15 protein-coding genes are annotated in these 15,508 nt (G+C 44.6%); 9 read left to right on the forward strand and 6 right to left on the reverse strand.

What is annotated here, in order from left to right; translation table 11 throughout:
- Positions 1 to 251: 251 nt before the first annotated feature.
- Entirely contained in the window at positions 252 to 698 is a 447-nt protein-coding gene (locus tag BHE18_RS12150; RefSeq protein ID WP_071618816.1) for a cupredoxin domain-containing protein, read from the reverse strand.
- Positions 699 to 861: 163 nt separating this feature from the next.
- Between BHE18_RS12150 and BHE18_RS12155 the strand changes: the two genes are divergently transcribed.
- The gene (locus BHE18_RS12155; RefSeq protein ID WP_071618817.1) at positions 862 to 1,209 is read left to right on the forward strand and encodes a DUF1033 family protein; all 348 of its coding nucleotides are present in this window, start codon (positions 862 to 864) and stop codon (positions 1,207 to 1,209) included.
- Positions 1,210 to 1,252: 43 nt separating this feature from the next.
- Here BHE18_RS12155 and BHE18_RS12160 read toward each other — a convergent pair whose 3' ends face one another.
- From BHE18_RS12160 to BHE18_RS12170, 3 genes are read right to left on the reverse strand one after another with little or no spacing between them, the layout of a single operon-like run.
- Entirely contained in the window at positions 1,253 to 2,410 is a 1,158-nt protein-coding gene (locus BHE18_RS12160) for a Ger(x)C family spore germination protein (protein WP_071618818.1), read from the reverse strand.
- Between the two features lie 2 nt (positions 2,411 to 2,412).
- The gene (locus BHE18_RS12165) at positions 2,413 to 3,516 is read right to left on the reverse strand and encodes a GerAB/ArcD/ProY family transporter (RefSeq protein ID WP_071618819.1); all 1,104 of its coding nucleotides are present in this window, start codon (positions 3,514 to 3,516) and stop codon (positions 2,413 to 2,415) included.
- A gap of 56 nt (positions 3,517 to 3,572) precedes the next feature.
- Complete coding sequence (locus BHE18_RS12170) at positions 3,573 to 5,087, reverse strand: spore germination protein (RefSeq protein WP_083573741.1); 1,515 nt, start codon at positions 5,085 to 5,087, stop codon at positions 3,573 to 3,575.
- Positions 5,088 to 5,226: 139 nt separating this feature from the next.
- Here BHE18_RS12170 and BHE18_RS22905 point away from each other — a divergent pair, with 139 nt between their 5' ends.
- The 5 genes from BHE18_RS22905 (at position 5,227) to recQ (ending at position 10,050) form a co-directional block, all read left to right on the forward strand.
- Complete coding sequence (locus BHE18_RS22905; RefSeq protein ID WP_141771865.1) at positions 5,227 to 5,358, forward strand: YuzL family protein; 132 nt, start codon at positions 5,227 to 5,229, stop codon at positions 5,356 to 5,358.
- A gap of 219 nt (positions 5,359 to 5,577) precedes the next feature.
- Entirely contained in the window at positions 5,578 to 5,793 is a 216-nt protein-coding gene (locus tag BHE18_RS12175) for a cold-inducible protein YdjO-related protein (RefSeq protein WP_032088111.1), read from the forward strand.
- 108 nt (positions 5,794 to 5,901) lie between these two features.
- Positions 5,902 to 6,057 (forward strand): hypothetical protein, encoded by a 156-nt coding sequence (locus BHE18_RS23240; RefSeq protein ID WP_171910703.1) that lies wholly within the window; start codon positions 5,902 to 5,904, stop codon positions 6,055 to 6,057.
- A gap of 112 nt (positions 6,058 to 6,169) precedes the next feature.
- Positions 6,170 to 7,783 carry an amidohydrolase gene (locus tag BHE18_RS12180; protein ID WP_235860310.1) on the forward strand — a complete coding sequence of 538 codons (1,614 nt, stop codon included), beginning with the start codon at positions 6,170 to 6,172 and terminating at the stop codon, positions 7,781 to 7,783.
- 131 nt (positions 7,784 to 7,914) lie between these two features.
- A complete protein-coding gene (gene recQ, locus BHE18_RS12185; protein ID WP_071618820.1) occupies positions 7,915 to 10,050 on the forward strand; it encodes a DNA helicase RecQ in 2,136 nt (711 codons plus the stop codon).
- Between the two features lie 286 nt (positions 10,051 to 10,336).
- Here the strand turns inward: recQ and BHE18_RS12190 are convergent, their stop codons facing one another.
- Positions 10,337 to 11,938, reverse strand: a complete 1,602-nt coding sequence (locus tag BHE18_RS12190) for an ABC-F family ATP-binding cassette domain-containing protein (RefSeq protein WP_071618821.1) — start codon at positions 11,936 to 11,938, stop codon at positions 10,337 to 10,339.
- A 214-nt stretch (positions 11,939 to 12,152) separates the two neighbouring features.
- On the opposite strand from BHE18_RS12190, the gene BHE18_RS12195 reads away from it, so the two are divergent.
- Entirely contained in the window at positions 12,153 to 12,578 is a 426-nt protein-coding gene (locus BHE18_RS12195; protein ID WP_071618822.1) for a DUF4395 domain-containing protein, read from the forward strand.
- Positions 12,579 to 12,631: 53 nt separating this feature from the next.
- Here the strand turns inward: BHE18_RS12195 and BHE18_RS12200 are convergent, their stop codons facing one another.
- Positions 12,632 to 13,360 (reverse strand): ZIP family metal transporter, encoded by a 729-nt coding sequence (locus BHE18_RS12200; RefSeq protein ID WP_071618823.1) that lies wholly within the window; start codon positions 13,358 to 13,360, stop codon positions 12,632 to 12,634.
- 161 nt (positions 13,361 to 13,521) lie between these two features.
- Between BHE18_RS12200 and BHE18_RS12205 the strand changes: the two genes are divergently transcribed.
- Together BHE18_RS12205 and BHE18_RS12210 are read left to right on the forward strand one after the other, a co-directional pair.
- On the forward strand, positions 13,522 to 14,064 hold the full coding sequence (locus tag BHE18_RS12205) for a YhcN/YlaJ family sporulation lipoprotein (protein ID WP_071618824.1): 543 nt from the start codon (positions 13,522 to 13,524) through the stop codon (positions 14,062 to 14,064).
- Between the two features lie 144 nt (positions 14,065 to 14,208).
- Positions 14,209 to 15,420 (forward strand): MFS transporter, encoded by a 1,212-nt coding sequence (locus tag BHE18_RS12210; protein WP_071618896.1) that lies wholly within the window; start codon positions 14,209 to 14,211, stop codon positions 15,418 to 15,420.
- Positions 15,421 to 15,508: the final 88 nt, after the last annotated feature.

Here is a 15,508-nt window from a genome sequence, read left to right on the forward strand (position 1 = left end):
GGCAAATCGGTTCGGGTTTTAAATTTATTTAATGAGATTTAGATTTAAGTATAATCCAGCGGTTGATTGGAGTGCAGGACGAAGACTCCTATCAGAAAAGCTGAAGGGTTTTGCTCAGAGGTGTTTGGCTTATACATGTGCTCTAAGCCCTGAAGCTGGACAGTTACCACTTTGACGAAAAAGTTCCCGCGGAAAGCTTAGTCTTGCACGAAAATCATTAACGGTATTAATTTATGACTTTGTATCTTTTTTTAATCCACAATGATATACCCGATCATCGGGCCGCTTTGTTCCATCGTTGTATGTGCTTCACAAACGATGCGGTAGGTTCCTTCTTTGGAGAACGTGACGTCGACAACTGTTTCTTTGCCTTTTTCAACCGTGCCTTTGATGTTTGTCCCTTCAATGTGGAACGGGTGGGCTTTGCCGTTTACACCATGAATCCGAAGCTGGATGCGTTTATCCTTTTCAACGACGATTGTACCGGGATCCCAGCGGTAGGATTCGATTTCTTTCCCATCGTCGGTCTTCGACTTGAATTCCCCTGTCACCAGCTCGAAGGTCTGTACATCGGCTGGATCCATTGAAACCGTAGGATATGAATTTGATTTGTAAGCCCAGATGGATCCCAGACTGATAATCAAAAGGGTGAAAAAGATAACGATAAGGGATGATTTCTTCAACACTAAAAATTTCAAACTTTCTCCTCCTTATTAAATGTATAGAACAGCCATTGTTTTATTGTTATGCATGAAGGGGAGAGAACTTGTCTAATTAATATGAAGGAGTACCCATTCGGTTTTCTTGATTTTCATTTGAAGTGATGTAAAATAGTTTGGGAAGAATAAGGAGGGTGAAGCATTGGAACCAATAAGGAAAGTGATTCTGACCAGAAGCGATGCGGAGCCGTGGTGGTTTTTTGAAGACTGGCAAAAGGATATCGTCAAAATATGGGAATATGAAAAGGAATCGGAGGCCATTCAAAAATATAAGACAGAAATCTCACGATTGAGAAATAAATTCCCCAATGTCAAAACCAAGAATTATCAATCAATCGTCTTTTGGAATCCAGAAGAAATGGAATTCTGTGAAGCATGTGACGATGATGTGCAAATCTATCACGGCATCATTTTATTTGAAGATGAACAGCCGATGAAAGTGGATGAAAAATTAAAAGGAGAATTAAAAGTCCTGATTGAAAACGATTAAAGGGATGCAGGTCGATACTGCATTCCTTCTTTCTTGTTCATCTTTAATCAGTGACCCCGGTCCTCTTGAGATTCATATGAACGCTTACGTCGAATGCTGCATCTTTATATAGATTGTCCCACTCTTCCTGGGTAAGGGATTCATGGCTTCTTACCGTTCTGTATTCCATCCCGAAACCAATCGGGTCCACATTGTTTTCCTGGAGCATCTTGATGGTACTCTCGATTTTCTTCTCTATATATTGAGCAGCCTCCCTTTCTACCAATGCATGCACTTCGGGATCAGAAAGCTTTAGTTTCTCTGTGACTTCCTGAAGACGCACTTCCATGTCCAGTTCTATAGTAAAGTGGGGTTTTTTCTGCTTGGCTGCCTTGATTTTGTGCCGGGAATGGATGCTGTCAAAAACGAAATAAAGTTTTTCTCCCATGTCAGCTTTTTCTATTCCGGATTGATCTTTCTCTGAAAGATGGTCTTTAAAGGCTTCCATCTTTAAACCTGCCTCGAGACTTCCTGAAGAATGATAATTTTCAATGAGGCCTCTAATATAAAACATATCTTCCTCGTCTATTTCTTTCACAAATCGATCCCTGTGGAAGAGGGCGAACCCTCCAACTCCCAGTGATCCTTCTGAAGAAGTGAGCATAGGTAGGATGGGGTCTTTACCGACGCTGCCGTAATCAGTGATGAATTCCTGAAGGGTGGGGGCGATCATGAGCTCACTTTCCACATTCTGTCTCACTAGATTATAAAGATAGGTTCCTCTGTTTGAATACTTTTCAGCAAGGGGATATTTCAGCAGTTCTTCTGCTGTGGTGTCAGAAACGGCCAAGTATACCATATTCCCGATTGCAGAATCCCTTTCAAGCGTATCGACCAGCTGGGAGATGCCGCTTTCAGCAAGTTCCCTGCCGTAAATGGCAATCCTCAGCTGGCCCGATGCCAGCTTGTGATCAGTATCCAGATTTTCAGTTAACCGAATCCCCTTAGAGGTATTGGCTTCTCCGGTTAATATCTTCTCAACATCCTCCATAGCCGGGTTGAATTGATATAGAACCAGCGTTCCAATTAATTTCTCTTCGTCATTTTCATCATATCCGACCGCGGTGATCAACCCTAATTTTTCGAGATATTTATTTTCAACGCATCCTGCGAGTAATAAGAGAGTGATGAGTGACAAAGTCAACAGGCAGAATCTTTTCATCCTTAACTCCTTTCCTTGGTAACTGCTTGTTTTAGTTTAACGACTAAATAAAGAATGCAAGGATAGATGAACGTCAACACAAAACTTACAGTCCCCACCTTGTCAGTAAACGTATTCATCATGAGTCTATCATCAATGAAAAAGCTTCCGGCAATCAGTGCGGCCGCGAAACAATAGATGGTTTTTTTCTGGGATAAATTGAATACCCGCTTGACCCCTCTTGTTGCTGTCCAGAAATAGATGCATAAATTCGGGAGTATGACGAGCATCCAGAAAGATACAGCAATGAATTCAAAACGTTCAAGATTGGGTATCCTTACGATCTTGAACATCGAAAGCACCGGCCAAATCGTCTTCAGAAGGGATTCCTGAGAGAAGAAACCAATGCTGACCGCAGTGACCAGGGTCATTAAAAATACGCTATACCAGGAGCCGGCCAACGCATATTTCAAGACATCCTTTTTCTCTTTGACATATGGATAGATGAACAGGATCAATTCAAATCCGATCAAGGAAAAGCTGAGCTTGAACAACCCCGTTATATGCTCTTTAAATGATGAGGTGAAGACGGGCTGAAGGTGATTGAGGTCCATATGTTTGACCGGGGTATAAATCATCAGTACCAGCCACAATGTTAACAGAAGTCCGATGAAGGTGACACCGACTACGACCCGGATTCCGCCAAGTACCGCATAACACGTCAAGAACACCAGGAAAGATATCAGGAGCCAAGTCGGCATCTTCGGGAATACCCATGCCTGTACCATTTCTGTATAATTCATCATGATGATGTAGGTCACTGTTAAGTAATAGAGGATATACACGCTGTTAAACAAAGGGCTCAGCCATTTTCCATATACATCATAATGAATGCCGAATAAATCTGCACCTGAATAGGACGCAAGCAATCTCGTCATGATGAAAATCACGATGGTCATCACGATTCCTGCAGCGATGATGGTGATCCATGCATCCTGCTTCGATTCCATGAAGACGATCCTCGGGACGCCTGCAATACCTACACCAACTTGGGCAGTATGAAGGATGAAAGCGACCAGAAAAGCATTGAACAGTAAATTTTTTTGGGGTTCCGGATTGACCTTCATGCATTTCACCCTTTCCTTCACTCCAGTTTAATCATTCAGTCCCGGCAAGCCTGGCATCATTCATCCACATCTTTTTTCTTTTTATGCTTTTCGACAGGCATGCGGTATGAATCTTTCGTATGATTGGTCATAGGGCGCCTTACTAAAAATTGATAAGGAAGCCTGAAGAAACTGTATTTCCAATCAGCAAACCTGAGCGGATAAATGGGGGACAGATAAGGTCTGCCAAGTGTGGTGATCTTTAAAAGATGAATCAAGATGAAACAGAAGCTGAACATAATTCCGACTCCCCCGTAAAGGCCGGCCATCAAAATGAGCGGGAACCGGATCATCCGGACAGCCGTGCCAATGGCATAGCTTGGAGCGGTAAAGGACCCCAATGCGCTTATCGCGATGATGATGATCAGGATATTGCTGGTGAATCCCGCGTCGACGGCGGCCTGCCCGATCACGATACCGCCGACGATACCCATTGTTTGTCCGACTTTCGTAGGCAGCCGCGCCCCGGCTTCTCTGAGCAGTTCGATGACAAATTCCAGGAGGAGCGCTTCGAAAACAGGGGGAAATGGTACGTTCGAACGGGATTGTCCCAAAGAAACCAATAGAGCCGATGGAATGACTTCGTAATGGAATGTGAGGACGGCTACATAAGCCGGTGTCAATAAGACAGAGAAGAAAATCGCGATGAACCGGATGATCCGCAAGAATGTCCCCATATTCCATCTCATATAAATATCTTCTGTTGATTCGAAAAAATTGAGGAATGTCGACGGTCCGATGATCACAGTTGGACTTCTGTCCACCAACAGGCCGATCTTACCATGCAGAAGTGAGACGGTAAGGCGGTCCGGAAGCTCAGTAGTGATAAACTGCGGGAACACTGTCCATGAATTATCCTCTATCATTTGGGACAGGACTGTTGAATCGATTATACTGTCAATCTCAAGGTCAGTGATTCTCTGCCTGAACGTATTGACATTTTCTTCGTCGGCGATGTCTTTGATGTACACCATCTGTACTTTTTTCTTGGTGCGTGTTCCAATCATGTATGTTTCTACACATAGTTTTGGATCATTGATGTTCGAACGGACCAAATTCAGATTCTTGGAAATGGACTCTGTAAAAGATATTTTCGGCCCGAAAACAAGTGACTCGGTTTCCGCCTTTTCCAAGCCGCGGGTGGCTTTATCCTCAATATTACACAGGATTCCATATGTATCTTTTTCCCGGAATATATACGCTTGACCGTCCACCAGCTGCCGGGCAACTTCTGTCAGTTGATTGGTGCGGGTGATACCTCCAATATTGACCCTGTTCGCGATTGATTCTGCATGAATCTCATCTTGCATCTCTTCAAGTGGACGGATGATGCATTCGTTTAAGATTGCAGTATTCACCAGGTCTTCGAAATACATAACGATGATCTGCTCGTCCCCCGGTTTCACTATCCGAAAGATTAAATCATCGCTGCTGCTTACCTGCGCTGAGATTTCCTGCTTTAAAGTCTCTAACTCATAGCTGTGAGCAGCACCGGCTTCAGTTTTACCGTCAGGTTTCTTGCGTCTGAACACTTCCCATCACCCTAGACATGTTTTAGTTTAGATTCCCCCACTTTGTTGACATTACTCATGTGGAAACCGATCAAATGGAAGGTGTCTGTACATAAAAAAGCAAGAATCAGGAAATGATATAGGACGGAGGTGATGATAGATGAGTAGAAAGAAAGAAGATCCATCAAAAGCGTTGTTAGGTTCATCACAGATAGAAGGGCAAGGAACGACTAACAAAGAACTTCCCGGCGGATCACCTGCGGATTCATCGCGGTCGAAAAAGAAAAAGTAATCCATGCATCTCACCGGGTGGCGTTCTAGTCCAGCGGGCAGCTGTATATATTAATATGTAAGCAAGTATGGTATAATGGAATTAATCGCAGAATGATACCTACACAACAACCGGCTTTTCATTATATACCCACATAATTTTGTCTTGAGCTACAATACCACAAATCAGTTTTTTCGTGCCCGGCATGGAAATCCTGCTTATCTTAAAGGAGGACATTCAATGGCTTTTGGTCGTCGAAATCAAGTAGAAGAAGAAATAAAAACTGAGGAAACGGAAATTTGGGCTTGTTCTTCCGCTGATTGCAAAGGGTGGATGAGGGATAACTTCAAGAGCGAAGACACACCTAAGTGCCCGCTCTGCAACGCTGATATGGAGAAATCGACTAAAGTACTGCAGGTAGTGGATAATCCCCACCCAACGATGAAATCGTCCTGATGAAGCAAAGAATCAATCATTTGATTGGTTCTTTTTTTTATTATTTTAAAACGCTTTTTTTGTTCCTGAATAGTATGTAGTGTAACATGCGTAAAAGGAGGGAGCACCATGTCCGGTAAAAACAAAAAGGAAAAAGAAGTGCCGATCATGCCAGAGAAGGATGAACATTCAATTTGGGACAGCTTTTGGAAGCTTGAAAGACCTGAAGCGAGACCCCAGGCCGAAGAACAGAAGACAGAAGAAACCAAGTTCAGGTGGTTCTGATTTTTTTAGGACTGCAGAGGAGATTATCCCCTCTGCAGTTTTTATTTGCTTCGCGCAATGTTTATCAATACTCTCATATTGGTAGAAATAACTATAGAAGAACGAAGGAGGAATGTTGGAATTGATCATTGATAACGTACGCCTATATGATGGACAGGATTTCAAGCAAGATGGCGGGATCCATCATGTAGTGATTGAAAAAGGAAAGATAAGAGACATCCATAAAGGAAAGACGGAGGAAAAAGGCGCGCATGTCGTGGATGGCAAGGAAAGGGTCATGACCCCGGCATTCCATGACTCGCATATGCATTTCCTGCGCTACGGCCTGATGAAAAGGGAATTGGACCTCAGACACGTTACGGGCTGGGAACAGATGAAGGAGGAAGTGCGTGCACATTATCCCCAAATGGAAAAGGGTGACTGGGTTGTAGGGAGAGGACTCAATGATAGTTCATTCACCGACCGCGATTCTCTCCTTGAGGCAAAGGACCTGGATGAACTGCATCTTCATACATATATGTTTTTCCTCCATCAGGACGGGCATGAGTGTGTTGTCAATCATAAAGTAATGGATCTTCTGGAGCGGGAGGAAGAATTCTCTGACATACCTGACTCCTTTAAAGAGACGGATAATGAAGGGAACTGGACAGGGCGCTTCAAAGATACGGCTGTTCATTTTATCAAACATCATTTTCGCAGCAGGAGCACAGAAGATGCAATAGATGCACTGCATTACGGAATCCCCCATCTCCTCAAACATGGAATCACCACCATCCACACCGAAGATTTGAACTTCATCGGTTCATTCGATCGGCTGTGGAGTGCCTACACTTCTTTGGAAAAGGAAGGAAAGCTTCCGATCAGGGCTTATCTGCATCACTATATTTTTAAGAAGAAGCATTTGGAAGACTATCTGGATTCGCATCCATTCCGTACCGGGGAAGGCACGGAAAAAGTAAAAGTGGGAGCGGTGAAGGTTTTTCTTGACGGAACTCAAAGGCTTCATACTTCTGCCATGAGAATACCGTATAGGGATAAAAAGGATACGACTGGGAATGCAGTCTATTCACAGCAGGAACTGAATGATATTGTAACGCTTGCCGGGCAGAACGGCATGCAGGTAGCGGTGCACGCCATAGGCGACAGGGCAGTGGAACAGGCGATAACAGCGTTTGAGCAGCCTGAGGCGAATACAGAAACCCTGCGGCACAGGATCATTCATGCCCAAACCCTTGGGCCGGATCTTTTATACCGTTTAGAGAAGCTTAATATATTCATTGAGACGCAGCCATCATTTCTCCTCAGTGAGTGGGATAAGAAAGAAAAGTGGGTAGGGGAAGAGCTTGCGCCATATTGTGATGCATTCAGGAGTATGCTCAACCACAATGTTCCCATTACGCTTAGTTCCGATTTGCCAATCGGGTCGCTTAATCCCTTTGAAGGGATCTTTGCAGCAGTGAATCGGACTGACTTTGAAGGAAACCCGGGAGGCGGCTGGCAGCCCCAGGAAAAGCTTACCGTCGATGAAGCTTTTATCGGCTATACCTCCACACCGACTCTCATCGAATTGAACGAGGAGCATAATCAAGGCAGACTGACGATTGGTGAAAGGGCAGATTTCCTTCTTCTCGATCGGCATCCTCTGGAAGTTGCTGAAAACGAGCTTCATTCTATTCAAGTGATAGAGACATGGGCTTCAGGTGAAAAAGTTTACAGTAAAAACTGAAAATAATCGGTTAGACAGCGGTCCGGGGAGACGATGTTTCCTTTGGATCGTTTTGTTTCCGTGTATGAGTTGGCACAACGAAAAATGTAGATTACAATAAAGGAAGCAAAATGAAAGGAGGCTGAAAGAGATTGAAAGAGGCTCACGATATACTCAAACAATACTTTGGGTATTCAGAATTCAGAAAAGGACAAGATGTGATCATTTCGAACGTCTTATCAGGAAAGAACACAGCCGGCATCATGCCTACCGGCGGAGGAAAATCAATTTGTTATCAAGTTCCCGCATTGATGCTTGAGGGGGTCACCCTTGTCATCTCTCCTTTGATCTCCTTGATGAAAGATCAGGTCGATTCGCTGACATTCCAGGGCATACCTGCCACTTACATAAACAGCACACTCAGTGCAGCCGAAGTGGAAGAGCGGATGGAAGAACTCTCGTACGGAGAATATAGACTGCTGTATATAGCACCTGAACGGCTGGAATCCCCGCAATTCATCCGCTATCTCAATTCATTGGATATACCGCTGGTCGCTGTGGATGAAGCTCACTGCTTATCTCAATGGGGACATGATTTCAGGCCGAGCTATATGGGAATCTATGATGCAGTGAATCAACTATCTTCACAACCTGTCATACTTGCTTTGACTGCCACGGCAACCCCTCAAGTTCAACGTGATATCCTCAACCATCTGCATATCCCCCCAGAAAACAAAGTATTGACTGGTTTTCAACGAAACAATCTTTTCTTTAATGTATTAAAGGGCGAGGACAGGAAACGGTGGATCGGTCAATATGCAGGAAGGAACAGCCAGCAGTCAGGGATCATCTATTGTGCAACCCGGAAAGAAGTTGAAAATGTTCATGATTACCTGGTGAAAAAGGGAGTGTCGGCAGGGAAATATCACGGCGGACTGTCCGATGGCCTCAGGCTCGAGCAGCAGGAAGCATTTTTAAATGATTCCATCATGGTAATGGTGGCCACCAATGCATTCGGGATGGGGATCAACAAATCAAATGTAAGATACGTCGTTCATTATCAGATCCCGAAAAATATGGAAGCGTACTACCAGGAAGCCGGCCGTGCCGGACGGGACGGAGTGGAAAGTGAATGCATACTGCTCTTTTCCCCGCAAGACATCCAGACCCAGCGATACATCATCGATCAGAACGTAATGAGTCCGGAACTGCATCATAATGAATTGCAGAAACTGAGGGACATGGTTGATTTTGTGCATACAGAAACCTGCCTTCAAAATTATATCCTTTCTTATTTCGGGGAAGAGTCAGAGGATGAATGCGGCCACTGCAGCAATTGTCTTGATGACAGGGAGTCGGAGGATGTCACGGTCAAGGCCCAGATGGTGCTTTCATGCATGATCCGGATGAACGAACGTTTCGGCACCTCCATGATCAGCGGCGTGCTGACCGGCTCTAAGGGAAAGAAGATCCTTGATTTCAGATTTGATAAGCTGTCGACATACGGGTTGCTGAAGGGAGAGTCGCAAAAGGAAGTCGGCCTCTTCATTGACTACTTGATTTCAGAAGGCATCATCGATGTAGAGGGAGGAAGCTATCCGGTACTTAAAGTCTCAAGTAAAGGACGGGAAGTCTTAATCGGGGAAAAGCAGGTTACACGCAAGAAACAAGTCACTCCTGCTCCAGCTTTATCGAATGAAGACGAACTGTTCCAGGTCTTGAGGGATTTGAGAAAAACCATCGCAAAAGAGGAAGGGGTGCCTCCGTTTGTCATCTTTTCAGACAAAACGCTGCATGATATGTGCCTGAAGCAGCCTTCTGATGAAGCTGAGTTCCTCAATGTCAGCGGAGTTGGGGAAAGTAAACTCGAACGCTACGGTGAATTGTTCATGAAGGAAATCCAAGCCTTCTTAGAAGAAAATCAAGACTATACCCGTAAGATTGAAGAAGAGCCGGCTGAATCCCCATCACCAAGGGGGAAGGGACAATCGGACGAGCCATCCCATATGGTCACGTTCAAAATGTTCAGCGAAGATAAGGATATTAAAGAAATTGCTTCAGCACGGGGGATGAGTACGGCAACGATTGAAAACCATATCATCCGCTCCTACGAAGAAGGTCTGCTCGATGACTGGAGCCGCTTCTTTACCGATGAAGAAGAATCACTGATCGAATCAGCGGTCAACAAAACAGGAGAAAAGCCTCTGAAACCAATAAAAGAAGAACTGCCCGACCAAATATCCTACTTCCAGATCAAAGGATATCTGGCTAAAAAGAGAATGCATTAAAAAGTGTAAATAAAAAACCCGAACCAATTCGTGAAATTAGTTCGGGTTTTTAGTTTAAATATACATGAAGGTATTAGCTCTAACCAGCGTTTGATTGGAGTGCAGGACGCAGACTCCTGCGGGAAAAGCAGCTAATGTGAGACCCCGCAGGCGAAGCGGAGGAGGCTCACAAGCTACCCGCGGAAAGCGGAGTCCTGCACGGAAATCATTAGCGGTATTTAGAGGCTAATCTTATTACATTAAGTTTTCACAGGTTTTTTTAATCCTGCCTATAATAAATGCGAATTTACGCTTTTTGAGAAGCTTTCAATTCAAGGAATTCATCATAAGTCGTCTGCTTATCAATGATTCCGCCATCCTTGATTTCAATGATGCGGTTTGCAATCGTCTGAATGAACTGATGGTCATGGGATGCAAAAATCATGGCTCCCTTAAACGCGATCAATCCATTGTTCAATGCTGTGATGGACTCAAGATCCAAGTGGTTGGTAGGCTCATCCAATAATAAGACGTTTGAGCCGCTCAGCATCATCTTGGAAAGCATGCAGCGCACTTTTTCCCCACCTGACAGTACGCTCGGCTTCTTCAGCACTTCCTCACCAGAGAACAACATGCGTCCCAGGAATCCGCGGAGGAACGTCTCGCTTTCATCTTCAGGTGAATACTGGCGCAGCCAGTCGACCAAAGTAGGCTCAGATCCCTCAAAGTGCTCTGTGTTGTCTTTAGGGAAATAAGCTTGAGAGGTAGTGACACCCCATTTGAACGAACCGCTGTCAGGCTCCATTTCGCCTGCAAGGATTTTGAAGAGGGTCGTCTTGGCAATTTCATCAGCGCCTACAAGAGCGATTTTATCATCTTTGTTCATGATGAAGCTGACATTATCCAAGACCTTGACTCCGTCGATCGTTTTCGTCAGCCCTTCGACTCTCAGTACGTCGTTACCGATTTCGCGCTCCGGCTTGAACTGAACATAAGGGTAGCGGCGCGAGCTTGGCTTGATATCATCAAGCGAGATTTTATCCAGTAGTTTTTTACGGGAAGTCGCCTGCTTCGATTTGGAAGCATTGGCTGAGAATCTCGCAACGAAAGCCTGGAGCTCCTTGATTTTTTCTTCTTTCTTTTTATTCTGATCCTGAGCCATTTTAAGTGCCAGCTGACTGGACTCATACCAGAAATCATAGTTACCGACATAAATCTGGAGCTTTCCAAAATCAAGGTCGGCAATGTGCGTACATACCTTATTCAAGAAATGACGGTCATGGGATACAACGATGACCGTATTTTCAAAGTTGATCAAGAATTCTTCCAGCCACTGGATTGCCTGGATATCCAAGTGGTTGGTAGGCTCATCAAGAAGCAGGACATCGGGTTTACCGAATAATGCCTGGGCAAGAAGAACTTTTACTTTATCTCCGCCTGTAAGCTCGGACATCTGCTTTGCATGCAGATCTTCCCCGATTCCAAGGCCCTTCAATAGGATGGCGGCTTCTGATTCTGCTTCCCATCCGTTCAGTTCAGCGAATTCGCCTTCCAATTCAGCGGCTCTCATGCCGTCTTCATCAGAGAAATCTTCTTTCATATATATAGCATCTTTTTCCTGCATCACTTCATAAAGACGGGTATGTCCCATGATGACGACTTTCAATACTTCATATTCTTCATATTCAAAGTGATCCTGCTTTAAAACAGCGAGGCGCTCACCAGGCGACATCGAAACATTCCCTGTTTGTGCTTCAATATCTCCGGAAAGGATTTTCAGGAATGTTGATTTACCGGCGCCGTTCGCACCGATCAATCCGTAACAATTTCCCGGGGTAAATTTTATATTCACGTCTTCGAATAACTTGCGGTCACCGAAACGTAAGCTTACATCTGATACTTGAATCATTCATACTACCTCCCAATACTCAATCTAAAAGATTATAACATGCGTACGGGTCAAAAAGATAGCGTTTAAAGGAATGAAGTCAACCCGTTCACCAGTAACGGGGGAGCGGGCATTTTTAAAATGGGCTGTGATTGACAGCTTTTTATTTTGATTAATTGCATCGTTTGGAGTAAACTATAAATACATAAATTCCAATCAGAAAGGTATGAATTAAATGAATGCAACCCATTCGATTCCTAAACCTTTAGTCGATAGCAATCAAATCTTCATTATAGCAAGTGTTATCATCTCCTGGATCACGACGGAGCCGTGGATACTTTTCATTCCTTTTTTGGCCGTGTTCGCAGGAGTCCTGTTAAAATATAATCCCGTCATACAGATAGGGAGATTGTTTCTGAGGAAAGCCCCGGCTGAATACCGCCAGGAAGATGCAGCCCAGCAAAGATTCAATGCAGGGATAGCGTCGGGTTGTCTGGGAGCGTCCCTTATCAGCAGCGGCGCAGGCTGGGCGACAGGATACTATCTGTTTTCCGGTATGGTCCTGGCCGCGGCTTCCATTGCGCTTGCAGGATTCTGCATAGGATGTTTCGTCCGCTATCAATGGCAGCGTCTCCGGTTTAAAATGAGAACGGCAAAATGACATACTGAATGATAAGTGGCCGGCCCTCTGAGTTTTGAGGGCCGGCCATTCTATTATGAAATATTGGTGAAGATAAACGAAAGGATGATGCCGAGAGCTGAAATGAACCCGACAACCGGTCCTCCTTCTTCAAATGCTTCCGGCAGCATGGTCGAAGAAACCATCGCGAGTAATCCGCCGGCACCAAATGCCCCGATGATATATTCGGTGCTTTCGGGAGCATCCGCCAAGAACACGTACCCCAAGAGAGCGCTCAGGGATGAAACGATCACTACACTTCCCCATAACACCAAAATCTTCTTCGTACTGTAGCTGTCGAGTTTCAACCCGATGCTGCTGGATAATGCTTCAGGAAAATTACTGATGAAAATGGCGATGATGAACACCCATTGAACCGACTGGCCGCCAAGGAAGCTGATCCCGATGATAATCGATTCCGGGATGGCATCCATCAGTGTCCCTATGTAAATGGCCAGTCCTGAGTGATTATGCGGATTCTTCTGTGAACGTTTACGCTGACTGCCGCCTTTTTTATTGATCCATAATTCAAACAATGTAAAAACAGCCGCACCTGCCAAAAACATGATCGTTATATGCAGGATATCGGCATTCCCGCCAGCTTCACTAAGCAAATCGAAGGTAGCTGATCCAATGATCAGTCCAGTCCCGAATGCCATGATAAAGGCTGTGACTTTCTTAGGTATCTTAAAGTAAATCCCCAATAAGGCACCCAGGAATAACGATAAACTTGCCACTCCTCCCCACAGTGCCGCCTGTGCCATCTCCATTCCCCCTTGCTGATTTTCTCTGATCCAAAATAATTACTTGTATCATTCCCTATTATGACTTCCCTTTAAACAAGGGAGAAAAAGCGAATAAGAATCCCGAATAGGGAGATAGTAAAAAGGATGACTCAAAGTAAAAAAGTTAAGGAGGAAACACAATGAAGAAATACATCGTCTTAACGTTAATGGGTGTCATTTTTGCAGGTGCGGCGGCAGGCTGCGGAACCAACAATGATAATATGAACGAGCAGGGCATGAACACAAATTACGATAATGGGGCCCTTGAAAGAGTCGGTTACGACCAGGACAGACCAAGGGATTACATGAACGTGAATGATACAGGTATGCGTGATACAGTGCCTGAAGATTATTCACTGTCAGAAGAAGCTGCCAATCATGTGGCTGATTTGAAAGAAGTGGATAAGGCCTATGTCATCACAACGGCACGTAACTCGTATGTTGCAGTCACGCTGGCGAATGGTGAAAAAGGGAACATCAGTAAGAACCTCGAAGAAAAGATTGCCGGACAAGTAAGAAAGGCAGATGCGGGGCTTGATAATGTATACGTATCGGCCAATCCTGATTTTGTTGACAGAATGAAGGGATATGGCGATAAGTTTCAAAATGGGAAACCGATTAAAGGGCTTGGTGAAGAATTAAGCACTACTTTCCAAAGAGTATTCCCGGACCGCCAACAATAAGCGGTGAACCTGAATGAAGCCGTCGAGTCGAGACTCGGCGGCTTTTTTATTAGTCATTTTTCAGGTGGTCAGTGTCTTAACGATTCGGTATACTATTTAGCATACCGAAATAATTAAGGGGGAGATCTTTTGGCTCAGGCAGCCTTGAAATCAGTACATAAACAAAATGCTACCATTTACGGAATTTTATTTGCCATCAGTTCGGGACATTTTATCAATGATATCCTGCAGGCGGTCGTACCTGCCATGTTCCCGATCATTGAAAAGTCCCTCCAGTTAAGCTACACGCAAATCGGCTGGATTGCATTTGCGTTGAATATGACGTCTTCCTTGCTGCAGCCTGTCTTTGGTTTTTATGCGGATAAGAAATCCAGACCCTATTTATTGCCGTTGGGTATGCTTTCCAGCTTAGTGGGGCTTGTAGGCTTTGCATTATCCGGGCATTTCTTATGGATCATTCTTTCTGTGTTGTTCATCGGCTTTGGTTCAGCGATCTTTCACCCCGAAGGATCGAGGGTTGCCTATATGGCTGCCGGCCAGAGGAGAGGTCTGGCTCAATCGATTTATCAGGTCGGCGGAAATACGGGGCAGTCGCTCGCACCCATCATTACTGCCTTTATCTTTGTTCCATTCGGACAAAAAGGGGCCCTGTGGTTTTCAATCGCAGCAATTTTCGGTATGCTCGTTTTATTGAAGGTATCCAAATGGTATTCAGAGCGGGTGAAAGAGACGGAAGCCATAAAAATACGTGATAATAAAACTTTTTCTTCAAAACCTTCACCTATCCACAATAAGATTAAGTGGGCGATGGTGCTGGTAGTATTTCTTGTATTCGCCCGTTCGTGGTATGGGGCAGGACTGTCGAACTATTATCAATTTTATTTAATAGAAGATTACGGGTTATCCATCAAGAAGGCGCAGGCCTATATTTTCGCTTTTATGTTTGCCGGTGTACTCGGTACGTTCCTTGGAGGTCCGTTAGCGGACAGATTCGGCAAACGGAATATCATCTTCTTTTCAATGCTGGGTGCCGCCCCGTTGACCCTGGCGCTTCCATATCTGCCGCTTGAGATCGTGTTTCCCGTCATCTTCTGCATAGGATTCATCATTTCCTCAAGTTTCAGTGTCATCGTTGTCTATGCACAGGAGCTGCTGCCTAAAAAGATCGGAATGGTTTCAGGGCTCACGGTCGGCTTCGCATTCGGGATGGGTGCAGTAGGGGCTGTTCTCTTCGGGGGGCTCGCGGATCTTTATTCGATAAGGTTCGTCATGATTTTGTGCAGTTTCCTGCCGCTCCTCGGAATGCTGACATTCCTGCTGCCGACGGATGAGATGGTGCGGAAGTTGAATCATTGATCTGTAAATGTTGGTATTTTCAAAATTCACTTTTTATTTTTTACGGAAAATAGACACTATACACATAGAAGAAAAAAAGATATATTAA

Origin of the sequence: Rossellomorea aquimaris (assembly GCF_001877785.1) — a bacterium.
Lineage (GTDB): Bacteria > Bacillota > Bacilli > Bacillales > Bacillaceae_B > Rossellomorea > Rossellomorea aquimaris_A.

Bases quoted from the DNA above. Each gene is read 5' to 3' on its own strand.
- BHE18_RS12205 (WP_071618824.1), top strand. From the start codon at position 13,522: ATGAAGAAATACATCGTCTTAACGTTAATGGGTGTCATTTTTGCAGGT.
- BHE18_RS12180 (WP_235860310.1), top strand. From the start codon at position 6,170: ATGTTGGAATTGATCATTGATAACGTACGCCTATATGATGGACAGGAT.
- BHE18_RS23240 (WP_171910703.1), top strand. From the start codon at position 5,902: ATGTCCGGTAAAAACAAAAAGGAAAAAGAAGTGCCGATCATGCCAGAG.
- BHE18_RS12160 (WP_071618818.1), bottom strand. From the start codon at position 2,410: ATGAAAAGATTCTGCCTGTTGACTTTGTCACTCATCACTCTCTTATTA.
- BHE18_RS12175 (WP_032088111.1), top strand. From the start codon at position 5,578: ATGGCTTTTGGTCGTCGAAATCAAGTAGAAGAAGAAATAAAAACTGAG.
- BHE18_RS12165 (WP_071618819.1), bottom strand. From the start codon at position 3,516: ATGAAGGTCAATCCGGAACCCCAAAAAAATTTACTGTTCAATGCTTTT.
- BHE18_RS12190 (WP_071618821.1), bottom strand. From the start codon at position 11,938: ATGATTCAAGTATCAGATGTAAGCTTACGTTTCGGTGACCGCAAGTTA.
- BHE18_RS22905 (WP_141771865.1), top strand. From the start codon at position 5,227: ATGAGTAGAAAGAAAGAAGATCCATCAAAAGCGTTGTTAGGTTCATCA.
- BHE18_RS12195 (WP_071618822.1), top strand. From the start codon at position 12,153: ATGAATGCAACCCATTCGATTCCTAAACCTTTAGTCGATAGCAATCAA.
- BHE18_RS12200 (WP_071618823.1), bottom strand. From the start codon at position 13,360: ATGGCACAGGCGGCACTGTGGGGAGGAGTGGCAAGTTTATCGTTATTC.